General features: G+C 71.5%; 11 protein-coding genes. All 11 read left to right on the forward strand.

All coding sequences use genetic code 11. From position 1 onward, the window contains the following. The first annotated feature begins 34 nt into the window (after window positions 1–34). The 11 genes from ACQPZG_RS25625 to ACQPZG_RS25675 all read left to right on the forward strand — a co-directional run bounded on the left by ACQPZG_RS25625 (window position 35) and on the right by ACQPZG_RS25675 (window position 14,015). Entirely contained in the window at window positions 35–1,996 is a 1,962-nt protein-coding gene (locus ACQPZG_RS25625) for a peptidoglycan D,D-transpeptidase FtsI family protein (RefSeq protein ID WP_433548068.1), read from the forward strand. Between the two features lie 114 nt (window positions 1,997–2,110). Beyond that, on the forward strand, window positions 2,111–3,775 hold the full coding sequence (locus ACQPZG_RS25630; RefSeq protein WP_433548069.1) for a UDP-N-acetylmuramoyl-L-alanyl-D-glutamate--2,6-diaminopimelate ligase: 1,665 nt from the start codon (window positions 2,111–2,113) through the stop codon (window positions 3,773–3,775). Window positions 3,776–3,779: 4 nt separating this feature from the next. Then, the gene (locus tag ACQPZG_RS25635) at window positions 3,780–5,201 is read left to right on the forward strand and encodes a UDP-N-acetylmuramoyl-tripeptide--D-alanyl-D-alanine ligase (protein ID WP_433548070.1); all 1,422 of its coding nucleotides are present in this window, start codon (window positions 3,780–3,782) and stop codon (window positions 5,199–5,201) included. After that, on the forward strand, window positions 5,198–6,268 hold the full coding sequence (gene mraY, locus ACQPZG_RS25640) for a phospho-N-acetylmuramoyl-pentapeptide-transferase (RefSeq protein WP_433548071.1): 1,071 nt from the start codon (window positions 5,198–5,200) through the stop codon (window positions 6,266–6,268). Before ACQPZG_RS25635 ends, mraY begins: the two co-directional genes overlap by 4 nt. Beyond that, window positions 6,250–7,704 (forward strand): UDP-N-acetylmuramoyl-L-alanine--D-glutamate ligase, encoded by a 1,455-nt coding sequence (gene murD / locus ACQPZG_RS25645; protein ID WP_433548072.1) that lies wholly within the window; start codon window positions 6,250–6,252, stop codon window positions 7,702–7,704. The genes mraY and murD overlap by 19 nt, the downstream gene beginning before the upstream one ends. 63 nt (window positions 7,705–7,767) lie before the next feature. Beyond that, window positions 7,768–9,081 (forward strand): putative lipid II flippase FtsW, encoded by a 1,314-nt coding sequence (gene ftsW, locus ACQPZG_RS25650; protein ID WP_433548073.1) that lies wholly within the window; start codon window positions 7,768–7,770, stop codon window positions 9,079–9,081. A gap of 6 nt (window positions 9,082–9,087) precedes the next feature. Continuing rightward, window positions 9,088–10,182, forward strand: coding sequence for an undecaprenyldiphospho-muramoylpentapeptide beta-N-acetylglucosaminyltransferase (gene murG / locus ACQPZG_RS25655; RefSeq protein WP_185025710.1), 1,095 nt, complete (start codon window positions 9,088–9,090; stop codon window positions 10,180–10,182). A 31-nt stretch (window positions 10,183–10,213) separates the two neighbouring features. Then, window positions 10,214–11,017 (forward strand): cell division protein FtsQ/DivIB, encoded by an 804-nt coding sequence (locus tag ACQPZG_RS25660; protein ID WP_433548074.1) that lies wholly within the window; start codon window positions 10,214–10,216, stop codon window positions 11,015–11,017. A gap of 275 nt (window positions 11,018–11,292) precedes the next feature. After that, entirely contained in the window at window positions 11,293–12,510 is a 1,218-nt protein-coding gene (gene ftsZ, locus ACQPZG_RS25665; RefSeq protein ID WP_433548075.1) for a cell division protein FtsZ, read from the forward strand. Window positions 12,511–12,524: 14 nt separating this feature from the next. Beyond that, window positions 12,525–13,256, forward strand: a complete 732-nt coding sequence (pgeF, locus tag ACQPZG_RS25670) for a peptidoglycan editing factor PgeF (protein ID WP_433548076.1) — start codon at window positions 12,525–12,527, stop codon at window positions 13,254–13,256. A 3-nt stretch (window positions 13,257–13,259) separates the two neighbouring features. Next, window positions 13,260–14,015, forward strand: coding sequence for a YggS family pyridoxal phosphate-dependent enzyme (locus ACQPZG_RS25675; RefSeq protein ID WP_433548077.1), 756 nt, complete (start codon window positions 13,260–13,262; stop codon window positions 14,013–14,015). Window positions 14,016–14,052 lie beyond the last annotated feature (37 nt).

Genomic DNA, 14,052 nt, shown 5'->3' on the forward strand with positions numbered 1-14,052 from the left:
AGTGCCCCCGAAGGCTGGACCTCCGCAAGACGACGTGCCGCGCCGACGGGTCCCCGCCCCCGGCCGGCCCGCAGGCCGCAGACCCGCCCCCGCCGCCCGAAAAAGGCCCACCGCCCGGCCGGCCGCGAAGGCGGGTTCCAGGACCGCCAGGCCCAAGCAGCTGCGGCTCGGCAGCCCCAAGCCCCGGCTGCGTCTGGTCAGCCTGGGCCTGACGCTGGTGATGCTGGCCTTCGTCGTACGGCTGTTCCAGGTGCAGGCCGTCGACGCGGCCACGTACACCGACAAGGCCGAACGGCAGCGGCAGGCCAGGCACACCCTGGCCGCCGTGCGCGGCGAGATCACCGACCGCACCGGCATCGCACTCGCCGCCAGTGTCGACGCGCACGACATCACCGCCGACCCGCACCTGTTCACCCCCGAGCAGAGCAAGCTCCCCGACGCCCCGCAGCAGGCCGCGGACCTCCTCGCGCCGATCCTCGGGACCACCCCCGCCGCACTGGCGAAGAAGCTCGCCACCCCCAAGGCGCGCTACGTCGTCCTGGCACGCCGTCAGACCCCGCAGGTCTGGAAGCAGATCAAAGACCTCAAGGGCGTGTACGGGGACAAGGCGGCCGCCGCGAACCGCCGCAAGCCGGACTCCGCGGCCAACCTCCTCGGCGGCATCCTCCAGGAGCCCAGCAGCGCCCGCGTCTACCCCAACGGCGACCTGGCCGCCGGAATACTGGGCTACGTCAACGCCGCGGGGAAGGGCGCCGGAGGTCTGGAGGTCCAGCTGAACGAGGAACTCGCGGGGCGGGACGGCGAGATCACCTTCGCCCAGGCGAACGGCCGCCGCGTCCCCACGGCGGGAGCCGACGAGACCCCCGCGGTGCCCGGCTCCGACATCGAGCTGACCATCGACCGCGACATCCAGTGGGCGGCGCAGAGCGCGATCGAGGCGCAGGTCAAGAAGTCCAAGGCGGACCGCGGGTACGTCATCGTGCAGGACACCCGTACCCACGAGGTCCTCGCCATGGCCAACGCCCCGGGCTTCGACCCCAACGACCTCTCCCAGGCGGACTCCGCCGCCATGGGCAACGCCGCCCTCCAGGACGCGTACGAGCCGGGCTCCACCTCCAAGATCATGTCACTGGCGGCCGTGCTGGAGGAGAAGAAGGCGACCCCCGCCACCCACGTCGTCGTTCCCAACCGCCTCAAGCGGGGCGACCGCCTCTTCAAGGACGACGTCGACCACCCGACCTGGTACCTGACCCTCAACGGGGTCCTCGCCAAGTCCTCCAACATCGGCACCATCCTGGCCACCGGTGAACTCGGCGCCACCCAGGGCGAGGCCAACCGGGTCCTGCACTCGTACCTGACGAAGTTCGGCATCGGCCGCCGCAGCGGACTCGGCTTCCCCGGCGAGACCTCCGGCATCCTGGCCCCGCCGGACAAGTGGTCCACCTCGCAGCAGTACACGATCCCCTTCGGCCAGGGACTGTCCGTCAACGCGATGCAGGCGGCCTCCGTCTACTCGACCATCGCCAACGGGGGAGTGCGGATCGAGCCGACCCTGGTCCGTGGCACGAAGGGGCCGGACGGCCGCTTCACCCCCGCCCCCGCCCCCAAGAAGACCCGGGTGGTCAGCGAACAGACCGCCAGGACCCTCGCGCAGATGCTGGAGTCGGTGGTCGACGACGAGGAGGGCACCGGCACCAAGGCGCGCATCCCCGGCTACCGCGTCGGCGGCAAGACCGGTACGTCCAACCGGGTGGACCCCCGGACCGGCCGGTACAAGGGCTACACCGCCTCCTTCGCCGGCTTCGCCCCCGCCGACAAGCCCCGCGTCACCGTCTACTGCGCCATCCAGAACCCCACCAGCGGCAGCTACTTCGGCGGCCAGATCTGCGGACCGGTCCACAAGCAGGTCATGGAGTTCGCCCTGAAGACCCTCCAGGTCGCCCCCACCGGCGGCACGCCCCCGCACCTGCCGGTCTCCTTCGACCCGGGAAGCTGAACGGACCCCGGGCCCGGAGCACACCGGGCCCGGGGGGCCGACCGAAAACATCCGGAACGAAAGCGACAAATCCGACCGCCCGTGGAAACCCACAGTGCGAACCGGGAACCCTCAGTGACAACCCTCACCAACGACCGCAGAAAACGGGTTGCACGGGCCCCCTGCTTTCGCCCGGACCCCGTCGCGCCGGGTACGCTCACCGCCGTGCCACACGCTGATCAGTCCCAAACCACCCAGAAGGACGCCCCGGTGAACTACCCCGGAGCGCCCAGGCCGGACCGGGTCCGCCCGACGACCCTCGGGGAGCTGGCCGAACGGCTGGGCATCGAGTCCCCAGGACCTGGAGAGACCACCGGAATCACCCACGACTCCCGCGCGGTGCGCCCCGGCGACATCTACGCGGCCCTGCCGGGCGCCCGCTTCCACGGCGCGGACTTCGCCTCCCAGGCGGCCGAACTCGGCGCCGCCGCGGTCCTCACCGACCCCACCGGCGCCGCACGCGCCGCCGCGACCGGGCTGCCCGTCCTCGCCGTCGACAACCCGCGCTCCCACATGGGCCAGCTCGCCGCCGACATCTACGGCAACCCCGGCCGCGACCTGCTCCAGATCGGCATCACCGGAACCTCCGGCAAGACCACCACGGCGTACCTCGTCGAAGGCGGTCTCAAGGCGGCCGGCGACCTCCCCGGGCTCATCGGCACGGTCGAGATGCGGATCGGCGACGAGCGGATCAAGTCCGAACGGACCACCCCCGAGGCCACCGACCTCCAGGCCCTGTTCGCCGTCATGCGCGAACGCGGCGTCTCCTCGGTCGCCATGGAGGTCTCCAGCCACGCCCTGGTGCTCGGCCGGGTCGACGCCTGCGTCTTCGACGTTGCCGTCTTCAACAACCTGAGCCCCGAGCACATGGAGTTCCACTCCGACATGGAGGACTACTTCCAGGCGAAGGCAATGCTCTTCACCCCGGAGCGGTCCCGGCTCGGCGTCCTCAACGTCGACGACGCGTACGGCCGCCGCCTGGTCACCGAGGCCGGCGTCCCCGTCATCACGTTCTCCGCCGAGGGCCACCCGGACGCCGACTGGCGCGCGGAGAAGGTCGAAGTCGGCCCGCGGTCCAGCACGTTCACCGCGCTCGGCCCCCGTGGCGAGCACATCCGTGCGACCGCCCCGCTGCCCGGCCCGTTCAACGTCGCCAACACCCTCGCGGCGATCGTCACCCTGGCCGCCGCCGGGTACGACCCGCAGACCGCCGCCGACGGCATCGCCGCCGTCCCCGGCGTCCCGGGCCGCCTGGAGCGCGTGGACGCCGGCCAGGACTACCTCGCCGTCGTCGACTACGCGCACAAGACGGACGCCGTCGAGTCGGTCCTGCGCGCGCTGCGCAAGGTCACCGAGGGCGACGTCCACATCGTGCTCGGCTGCGGCGGCGACCGCGACCAGCAGAAGCGCGGACCCATGGGAGCGGCGGCCGCACGGCTCGCCGACACCGCCGTACTGACCTCGGACAACCCCCGCTCCGAGGACCCCCTCGCCATCCTCGCCACCATGCTCGCGGGCGCCGCCGAGGTGCCCGCGCACGAGCGCGGCGACGTCGCCGTCTTCGAGGACCGGGCCGCCGCCATCGCCGAGGCAGTCGCCCGCGCGAAGACCGGCGACACCGTCCTCGTGGCGGGCAAGGGCCACGAACAGGGCCAGGACATCGCCGGAGTGGTACGCCCCTTCGACGACCGCAAGGTGCTGCGCGACGCCATCGAGCGCCGCCGGCACGAGATGGGATGAAGCAGTGATCGCCCTCTCCCTCGCCGAGATCGCCGACCTCGTCAGCGGACAACCGCACGACATACCGGACACGAGCCGCACCGTCACCGGTCCTGTCGTCATCGACTCCCGGCAGGTCCGTCCCGGCAGCCTCTTCGCCGCGTACGCGGGTGAACGCGTCGACGGCCACGACTTCGCGCGGCGCGCGGTCGACGCGGGCGCGGTGGCCGTACTGGCCACCCGCCCCGTCGGCGTGCCCGCGATCGTCGTCCCCGACGTGACCGAGGCACTCGGCGCGCTCGCGCGCAGCGTCGTGGCACGACTGGGCGCCGACGTGGTCGCCCTCACCGGATCCGCGGGCAAGACCAGCACCAAGGACCTGATCGCCCAGCTCCTGGAGCGCAAGGCCCCCACGGTCTACACGGAGGGCAGCCTCAACAACGAGATCGGCCTCCCGCTCACCGCCCTGCGGACCGTCGGGGACACCCGGCACCTGGTCCTGGAGATGGGTGCCCGGGGCATCGGCCACATCCGCCACCTGACCGAGCTCGTCCCGCCGCGCATCGGTCTCGTCCTCAACGTCGGGACCGCGCACGTCGGCGAGTTCGGCAGCCGCGAGAACATCGCCGTCGCCAAGGGCGAGATGGTGGAGTCGCTCCCCGCGGACGGCGTCGCCGTCCTCAACGCCGACGACGGCCTCGTACGGGAGATGGCCTCGCGCACCAAGGCGCGGGTGCTGTACTTCGGCGAGGCCGAGTCCGCGGACGTACGGGCCGAGAACGTGCGCCTGACGGAGCTGGGACAGCCGGCCTTCACGCTCTGCACACCCTCCGGGTGCGGTGACGTGACCATGCGGCTGTACGGTGAGCACCACGTGTCGAACGCGCTCGCCGCGGCCGCCGTCGCCCATGAGCTGGGCATGTCCGCAGACGAGATCGCCGTGGCGCTCTCCGAGGCGGGCACCCTCTCCCGCTGGCGCATGGAGGTCACCGAGCGTCCTGACGGCGTGACGGTTGTCAACGACGCCTACAACGCGAACCCCGAATCCATGCGAGCCGCCCTGCGCGCGCTCGCGGCAATGGGCGAGGCCTCACGGGCAGGGGGGGGACGGACGTGGGCGGTGCTCGGTCACATGGCCGAGCTGGGAGACGCCTCGCTCGTCGAGCACGACGCGGTCGGACGGCTCGCCGTCCGGCTCAACGTCAGCAAGCTGGTGGCAGTCGGGGGCCGGGAAGCGTCCTGGCTGCAACTGGGCGCCTATAACGAGGGTTCGTGGGGTGAGGAGTCGGTGCACGTGTCCGACACGCAGGCGGCGATCGACCTGTTGCGCAAGGAACTGCGCCCGGGGGACGTCGTGCTGGTGAAGGCGTCCAGGTCGGTCGGCCTCGAAGCGGTCGCCCAGGCACTGCTCGAACCCGCCACCGAGGGTGAGGTCGCCGGCGCATGAGCCAGATCCTCTTCGCAGGGGCCATCGGCCTCTTCCTGACGCTCATCGGCACTCCGCTGCTGATCAAGCTGCTCGCCCGCAAGGGCTACGGCCAGTTCATCCGCGACGACGGCCCGCGCGGCCACCACGGCAAGCGCGGCACGCCGACCATGGGCGGCATCGCCTTCATCCTGGCCACGCTCATCGCGTACGCCCTGACGAAGGTGCTGACGTCCAGTCAGCCGACGCTGTCCGGCGTGCTGGTGCTGTTCCTGATGGCGGGCATGGGCCTGGTCGGCTTCCTCGACGACTACATCAAGATCGTCAAGCAGCGTTCGCTGGGCCTGCGGGCCAAGGCGAAGATGCTCGGCCAGCTGATCGTCGGCATCGCCTTCGCGGTGCTTTCGCTCAACTTCGCCGACAGCCGCGGCCAGACCCCGGCCTCCGACCGGCTGTCCTTCGTCACGGACTTCGGCTGGTCGATCACGCCGGTGCTGTTCGTGGTGTGGGCGCTGTTCATGATCCTCGCGATGTCGAACGGCGTGAACCTCACCGACGGCCTCGACGGACTCGCCACCGGCGCCTCCGTGATGGTCTTCGGCGCGTACACCTTCATCGGCCTGTGGCAGTTCCAGGAGGCGTGCGCCAACGCCACCAGCCTCACCAACCCGAACGCCTGCTTCGAGGTGCGCGACCCGCTCGACCTCGCGGTCGTCGCCTCGGCCCTGATGGGCTCCTGCTTCGGCTTCCTGTGGTGGAACACCTCGCCCGCCAAGATCTTCATGGGCGACACCGGCTCGCTCGCCCTGGGCGGCGCGCTCGCCGGACTGGCGATCTGCTCCCGCACGGAACTGCTCCTGGCCATCCTGGGCGGTCTCTTCGTCCTCATCACCATGTCGGTGGTCATCCAGGTCGGCTCGTTCAAGATGACCCGCAAGCGGGTCTTCCGGATGGCCCCGCTCCAGCACCACTTCGAACTCAAGGGGTGGTCCGAAGTCCTTGTCGTGGTCCGCTTCTGGATCATCCAGGGCATGTGCGTCATCGTCGGTCTCGGACTCTTCTACGCAGGATGGGCAGCCGGCAAGTGACCAGCGGGAACGGCTACAGCTTCGAGGACCGCGCCGTCACCGTCGCCGGCCTCGGCGTGAGCGGCGTCAGCGCCGCCCGCGCCCTGGCCGGCCGCGGCGCCCGCATCACCGTCGTCGACGGCGGCGACAGCGCCACGCACCGGGCCCGCGCAGCGGAGCTCGAAAGCGAAGGCATCGCCGTACGGCTCAACGACGCCCACTCCCTCCCCGAGGGAACCGAACTGGTCGTCACCTCGCCGGGCTGGCCGCCCTCCAGCCCGCTCTTCGCGCACGCGGCGCAGGCCGGCGTCGACGTCGTCGGCGACGTGGAGATCGCCTGGCGGCTGCGCGGCCCCGACGCCCCTCCGTGGCTGGCGATCACCGGCACCAACGGCAAGACGACGACCACGCAGATGCTCGCGTCGATCCTGACGGCGGCGGGCCTGCGCACCGCCGCCGTCGGCAACATCGGCACCCCGATCGTCGACGTCGTCCTCGAAGGCGCGGCGTACGACGTCCTCGCCGTCGAGCTCTCCAGTTACCAACTGCACTGGGCGCCGTCCCTGCGCGCCCACTCCGCAGCCGTCCTCAACCTGGCCCCCGACCACCTCGACTGGCACGGCTCCATGGACGCCTACGCCGCCGACAAGGGCCGCATCTACGAGGGCAACCAGGTGGCCTGCGTCTACAACACCGCGGACCCCGCCACCGAGCACCTGGTCCGCGAGGCCGACGTCGAAGAGGGCTGCCGCGCCATCGGCTTCACCCTGCACACCCCCGGCCCCTCCCAGCTCGGCGTCGTCGACGGCCTCCTCGTCGACCGCGCCTTCGTCGCCGACCGGCAGAAGAACGCCCAGGAGCTCGCCGAGGTCGCGGACGTCCGCCCGCCCGCCCCGCACAACATCGCCAACGCCCTCGCGGCCGCCGCGCTGGCCCGTGCGTACGGCGTGAAGCCCGCGGCCGTACGGGAGGGACTGCGCGCCTTCCGCCCGGACGCGCACCGCATCGAGCACGTGGCGGACGTGGCGGGCGTCGCGTACGTCGACGACTCCAAGGCCACCAACACCCACGCCGCCGAGGCGTCCCTGGCCGCCTACGAGTCCATCGTCTGGATCGCCGGCGGGCTCGCCAAGGGCGCCACCTTCGACGACCTCGTCGCCACATCGGCACCGCGCCTGCGCGGCGTCGTGCTGATCGGCGCCGACCGTGCGCTGATCCGCGAAGCCCTCGCGCGACACGCGCCCGAGGTGCCCGTGGTCGACCTCGACCGGACCGACACTGGGGCACTGGAGTCGGCCGTCCGCGAGGCGGCCGCACTCGCGGGCCCGGGGGACACGGTGCTGATGGCCCCGGCCTGCGCGTCGATGGACATGTTCGCCAACTACAACAAGCGCGGCGAGGCATTCGCCGACGCCGTGCGCGAACTGGCCGCGACCCGGGCGGACGAAGGCCACTAGACACCCCGGCCGGCGACCGGCCCCGGCCCATCAGCGCACCTGTCGTCGGAGGGGACCACCGAGATGCCGGTCACGGCCAGAAGAACGTCAGGCAGCCGTTCCGCCGCCCCGCGCGGCGGAACGGGCCCCGGCCGCCTCCGCGGCCCCAGCGGTCCCCGGAGGCTGTACGAGCAGCTCCACAGGGCCTGGGACCGGCCCCTGACGGCGTACTACGTCATCCTGGGCAGCTCGCTGCTGATCACCGGCCTCGGCCTGGTGATGGTCTACTCCGCCTCGATGATCCAGGCACTGCGCTTCGACCTGCCCGGCTCGTACTTCTTCCGCAAGCAGCTCCTGGCCGCCTGCATCGGCGGCGTCCTGCTGCTGATCGCCTCCCGCATGCCGCTCAAGCTGCACCGCGCGCTGTCCTACCCGCTGCTGGCGGGCACGGTCTTCCTGATGGCGCTCGTGCAGGTCCCCGGGATAGGGCACGCGGTCAACGGCAACCAGAACTGGATCTCCGTCGGCGGCCCCTTCCAGCTCCAGCCCAGCGAGTTCGGCAAGCTGGCGCTGATCCTGTGGGGCGCCGACCTGCTCGCCCGCAAACAGGACAAGAACCTCCTCGCGCAGTGGAAGCACATGCTGGTGCCGCTCGTCCCGGTCGCCTTCATGCTGCTGGGCCTGATCATGCTCGGCGGCGACATGGGCACCGCGGTGATCCTCGCCGCCATCCTGTTCGGCCTGCTGTGGCTGGCGGGCGCGCCCACCCGGCTGTTCGTGGGGGTGCTCGCGGTGTCCGCCACCCTCGGCTTCCTGCTGGTCACCTCCAGCCCCAACCGGATGTCCCGGCTCGAATGCGTGCTGCAGAGCGAGATGATCGGCGACCGCTGCCAGCAGGCCGTGCACGGAATCTACGCCCTCGCCTCCGGCGGCTGGTTCGGATCCGGGCTGGGTGCGAGTGTGGAAAAATGGGGTCAACTCCCCGAGCCCCACAACGACTTCATCTTCGCCATCACCGGCGAGGAACTTGGTCTGGCGGGGACGCTGTCGGTACTCGCCCTGTTCGCGGCTCTAGGCTATGCGGGTATCCGCGTGGCCGGACGCACGGAGGACCCCTTCGTGAGGTACGCCGCGGGAGGCGTGACCACCTGGATCATGGCGCAGGCCGTGGTCAACATCGGTGCGGTGCTCGGCCTGTTGCCGATCGCCGGTGTCCCGCTCCCGCTGTTCTCGTACGGGGGCTCGGCCCTGCTTCCGACCATGTTCGCCGTAGGGTTGCTGATCGCCTTCGCGCGTCAGGACCCGGCGGCGCGGGGCGCACTGGCCATGAGGCGGCCCGGGACGAGATGGAAGACGATGAGACGGCGCGTTACCAAGCGTCCGTCCGGAGAGCGGTGAATTTCGGTGCATGTCGTACTCGCCGGCGGGGGGACCGCCGGCCACATCGAGCCCGCGCTCGCCCTCGCGGACGCCCTGCGCAGGCAGGACCCCACTGTGGGCATCACGGCCCTCGGCACGGAGCGCGGTCTGGAGACCAGACTGGTCCCCGAGCGCGGCTACGAACTCGGCCTCATCCCGGCCGTGCCGCTGCCCCGCAAACCCACCCCGGAGCTGATCACGGTCCCCGGGCGGCTGCGCGGCACCATCAAGGCCGCCGAGCAGATCCTGGAGCGCACCAAGGCCGACTGCGTCGTCGGCTTCGGCGGCTACGTGGCCCTGCCCGGCTACCTCGCGGCCAAGCGCCTCGGAGTGCCGATCATCGTCCACGAGGCCAACGCCCGCCCCGGCCTCGCCAACAAGATCGGCTCCCGGTACGCGGCGGCCGTCGCCGTCTCCACCCCCGACAGCAAGCTGCGCGGCGCCCGCTACGTGGGCATCCCGCTGCGCCGCTCGATCGCCACCCTCGACCGGGCCGCCGTGCGCCCCGAGGCGCGCGCCGCGTTCGGGCTCGACCCGAACCTGCCGACGCTGCTGGTCTCCGGCGGCTCGCAGGGCGCGCGGCGCCTCAACGAGGTCGTCCAGCAGGCCGCCCCGTACCTCCAGCGCGCCGGAATCCAGATCCTGCACGCGGTCGGCCCGAAGAACGAACTGCCGCGCGTGGACAACATGCCCGGTATGCCGCCCTACATCCCGGTACCGTACGTGGACCGGATGGACCTGGCGTACGCCGCGGCCGACATGATGCTCTGCCGTGCGGGCGCCATGACGGTGGCCGAACTCTCCGCCGTCGGGCTGCCGGCCGCCTACGTCCCGCTGCCCATCGGCAACGGCGAACAGCGGCTGAACGCGCAGCCGCTGGTCAACGCCGGCGGCGGACTGCTGGTGGACGACGCGCTGCTCACCCCCGAGTGGGTGCAGGGCAACGTCCTGCCGGTGCTCTCCGACCCGCACCGGCTGTACGAGATGTCGCGCGCGGCCTCGGAGTTCGGCCGCCGGGACGCCGACGAGCTGCTCGTCGGCATGGTGTACCAGGCGATCGCAGCACACCGGGCCGGCTGACCGGCCCCCGACGCAGGAGGCGGCAACCCACGTGGCCGGACCGACGACCCGCGAACGCGGCGCACGACAGCAACCGGGTCCGGCCACCCCCCGCCCGCCTCGAACGGGGCGTTCGGGAGGGCGGTTTCGGCTTCCGGTCAGCCGCCCGGTCGTCCTCCTCCTCGCGGTCGCCGTCCTGCTCGCCGGCGGCGGGGTCTGGGCGCTCTACGGCTCCCAGTGGCTGCGCGTGGAACGGGTGACGACCAGCGGCACCCGGGTCCTGTCGCCCGACGAGGTGCTGCGGACCGCCGCCGTGCCGACCGGTGTGCCCATGATCTCGGTCGACACCGGTGCCGTCGAGGACCGTCTGCGCGCCGAACTGCCCCGAATCGACACGATCGACGTGGTCCGGGCGTGGCCGCACGGAATCGGACTGAAAGTGACGGAGCGAAAGCCGGTGCTCCTCGTCGAAAAGGGCGGGAGGTTCACCGAAGTGGACCGCAACGGTGTGCGGTTCGCCACTGTGACGAAAGCTCCGCACGGGGTACCCCTTCTGAAGCTGGCGGCCCAGCGCTCCCCGAGCCTGCGCCGGTTCGGCGAACAGCGCCTGCTGGACGAGGCGGTGCGCGTCACCGGTGAACTCCCGGCCGCCGTGGCCCGTAACCTGACGGCGGTGAAGGTGACTTCGTACGACTCGATCACACTGGAACTCGGCTCCGGCCGCAGCGCCTTCTGGGGCAGCGGCGAGGACAACGCGGCGAAGTCCCGTGCGCTGCTCGCTCTCATGAAAGCAGTGCCCGAAGCGGGACACTTCGACGTAAGTGCCCCCACCGCCCCTGCCGCGTCCGGGAGTTGACGGGCCTTTGGGCCGGTCAACCCCCTGGTTGGTCAGGGATATGGGTGATCACATAGGGTGAAAAGAAAAACGGGAGGTTCGGCGTGTTCGTTGAACGCGCACCACTTGTCGACTTAGTGTCCTGTTCGGAAGAGTCCAAGGGACAGACACACTGGTAACCCTAAACTTCAGCGTTAGGGTTCGGGTCGGCGTTCGGACCGTCCCAAATCGGCATCAGTCGTCGCGGCGCTGCAAACTCCGTGGCGGCACGTAAATCGAGGCGAGAGGCCTTCGACGTGGCAGCACCGCAGAACTACCTCGCAGTCATCAAGGTCATCGGTGTCGGCGGCGGTGGTGTCAATGCCATCAACCGGATGATCGAGGTCGGTCTGAAGGGCGTCGAGTTCATCGCCATCAACACCGACGCGCAAGCGCTGTTGATGAGCGACGCCGACGTCAAGCTGGACGTCGGCCGCGAACTCACCCGAGGACTTGGCGCAGGCGCCAACCCCGACGTCGGCCGCAAGGCGGCCGAGGACCACCGCGAGGAGATCGAGGAGGTCCTCAAGGGGGCCGACATGGTCTTCGTGACGGCAGGCGAAGGCGGCGGCACCGGAACCGGTGGCGCCCCCGTGGTCGCCAACATCGCCCGTTCGCTGGGCGCCCTGACGATCGGCGTGGTCACCCGCCCGTTCACCTTCGAGGGCCGGCGGCGCGCGAACCAGGCGGAGGACGGCATCGCCCAGCTCCGCGAAGAGGTCGACACCCTCATCGTCATCCCCAACGACCGGCTGCTGTCGATCAGCGACCGCCAGGTCAGCGTGCTCGACGCGTTCAAGTCGGCCGACCAGGTCCTGCTCTCGGGCGTCCAGGGCATCACCGACCTGATCACCACCCCGGGCCTGATCAACCTCGACTTCGCCGACGTCAAGTCGGTCATGTCCGAGGCCGGTTCGGCGCTCATGGGCATCGGCTCGGCGCGCGGCGACGACCGTGCGGTGGCGGCGGCGGAGATGGCGATCTCCTCGCCGCTCCTCGAAGCCTCCATCGACGGCGCCCGCGGCGTCCTGCTCTCCATCTCCGGCGGCTCCGACCTCGGTCTCTTCGAGATCAACGAGGCCGCCCAGCTGGTCAGCGAGGCGGCGCACCCCGAGGCCAACATCATCTTCGGCGCCGTCATCGACGACGCCCTGGGCGACGAGGTACGGGTCACCGTCATCGCCGCCGGATTCGACGGCGGGCAGCCCCCGGCCCGGCGCGAGAACGTACTGGGCGCGGGGGCGGGCAAGCGCGAGGAGAGCGCCCCCGTCTCGCGCCCGGCGCCGGAACCGACGTCGCGGCCGACCGGCATCGGCTCCGTGCCGATCCGCGAGGAGGCCCCGGCCCCGGCCGAGCAGCCCGCGCCGGTCAACGAGGTCACGGCACCGCCCGCTTCGCCGCACGTCCCGCCGGCCCGCCCCTCGTACGCGGACAGCGCGGCCGAGGAGCTGGACGTGCCGGACTTCCTGAAGTGACCGGACGCCCCTAAGTGAGAGAGCGCAACGACGAGAACGGCGCGCACTTCGCCTTCACCGACAGGTGGGGCGGGGTGAGCGCCGTTCCGTACGAGGAGCTCAACCTCGGCGGCGCGGTCGGCGACGACCCCGACGCCGTGCGCGAGAACCGCCGCCTGGCCGCCGCGTCCCTGGGGCTCGACCCGGCGCAGGTGGTCTGGATGAACCAGGTGCACGGGCGGGACGTGGCCGTGGTCGACGGGCCGTGGCCCGCGGGGGCCGAGATCCCGGCCGTCGACGCGGTCGTCACCGCCCGCAGGGGACTCGCGCTCGCCGTGCTGACCGCGGACTGCACCCCCGTGCTCCTGGCCGACCCGGTCGCCGGTGTCGTCGCCGCCGCGCACGCGGGACGGCCCGGGATGCTCGCCGGGGTGGTGCCGGCAGCGGTGAAGGCCATGATGTCGCTGGGCGCCGAGCCCTCCCGCACCACCGCCTGGACCGGCCCCGCCGTGTGCGGACGCTGCTACGAGGTGCCCGCACGGATGCGCGCCGACGCCGCCGCGATCGAACCGGCGTCCTTCGCCGAGACCAGCTGGGGCACCCCGGCGGTCGACGTGAGCGCCGGAGTGCACGCCCAGCTCGCGGCGCTCGGGGTGCGCAGGCGGTCGCGGTCGCCGGTGTGCACGCGCGAGTCGGGCGACCACTTCTCCTACCGGCGGGACCGCACCACGGGACGGCTCGCCGGTTATGTCTGGTTGGACGGGTAGGACATGACGGACCGTACGGAAGACGCGGGCGCCCTGGGGCTCCCGGAGCGCAAGGACCGCCTCGCCTCGAACCTGGCACAGGTGGAGGAACGTATCTCCTCCGCGTGTGCGGCTGTCGGGCGCGCGCGTGACGAGGTGACCCTGATCGTGGTCACCAAGACCTACCCGGCGAGCGATGTGCGTCTGCTCGCCGAACTGGGGGTCCGGCACGTCGCCGAGAACCGGGACCAGGACGCCGCCCCCAAGGCGGCCCAGTGCGCCGACCTGCCGCTGACCTGGCACTTCGTCGGTCAGTTGCAGACCAACAAGGTGCGCTCGGTGGTCGGTTACGCCCAGCAGGTGCAGTCCGTCGACCGGTTGAAACTGGTGCACACGCTGTCCGCCGCCGCGGTACGGGCGGAGCGCGAGGTCGGGTGCCTGCTGCAAGTGGCCCTGGACGCGGAATCGGGCGAACGGGGCGAACGGGGCGGCGTGTCCCCGGACGGCGTCGACGAGTTGGCCGCGGCCGTCGCCGGGGCGCCGGGACTCCGGCTGGACGGCCTGATGACCGTCGCCCCCCTGGCCGGCGAGTACGCCGGGCGTCCGCGGGCAGCCTTCGAGCGCCTGCGGGAAATGTCGACCCGCCTGCGCGCCGCTCATCCGGCTGCCACCATGGTGTCCGCGGGAATGAGCGCGGATCTGGACGAGGCGGTGGCCGCCGGTGCGACACATGTGCGCGTCGGCACTGCGGTGCTCGGCGTCCGCCCTCGCCTCGGGTAACGTCGCGAAGCAGTCGGACCACAGCAGAAAATATGGT

It is taken from the genome of Streptomyces sp. CA-294286, assembly GCF_050947155.1.
Lineage (GTDB): Bacteria > Actinomycetota > Actinomycetes > Streptomycetales > Streptomycetaceae > Streptomyces.

Bases quoted from the DNA above. Each gene is read 5' to 3' on its own strand.
- murD (WP_433548072.1), top strand. From the start codon at position 6,250: ATGGGCAGCCGGCAAGTGACCAGCGGGAACGGCTACAGCTTCGAGGAC.
- ftsW (WP_433548073.1), top strand. From the start codon at position 7,768: ATGCCGGTCACGGCCAGAAGAACGTCAGGCAGCCGTTCCGCCGCCCCG.
- mraY (WP_433548071.1), top strand. From the start codon at position 5,198: ATGAGCCAGATCCTCTTCGCAGGGGCCATCGGCCTCTTCCTGACGCTC.
- ACQPZG_RS25675 (WP_433548077.1), top strand. From the start codon at position 13,260: ATGACGGACCGTACGGAAGACGCGGGCGCCCTGGGGCTCCCGGAGCGC.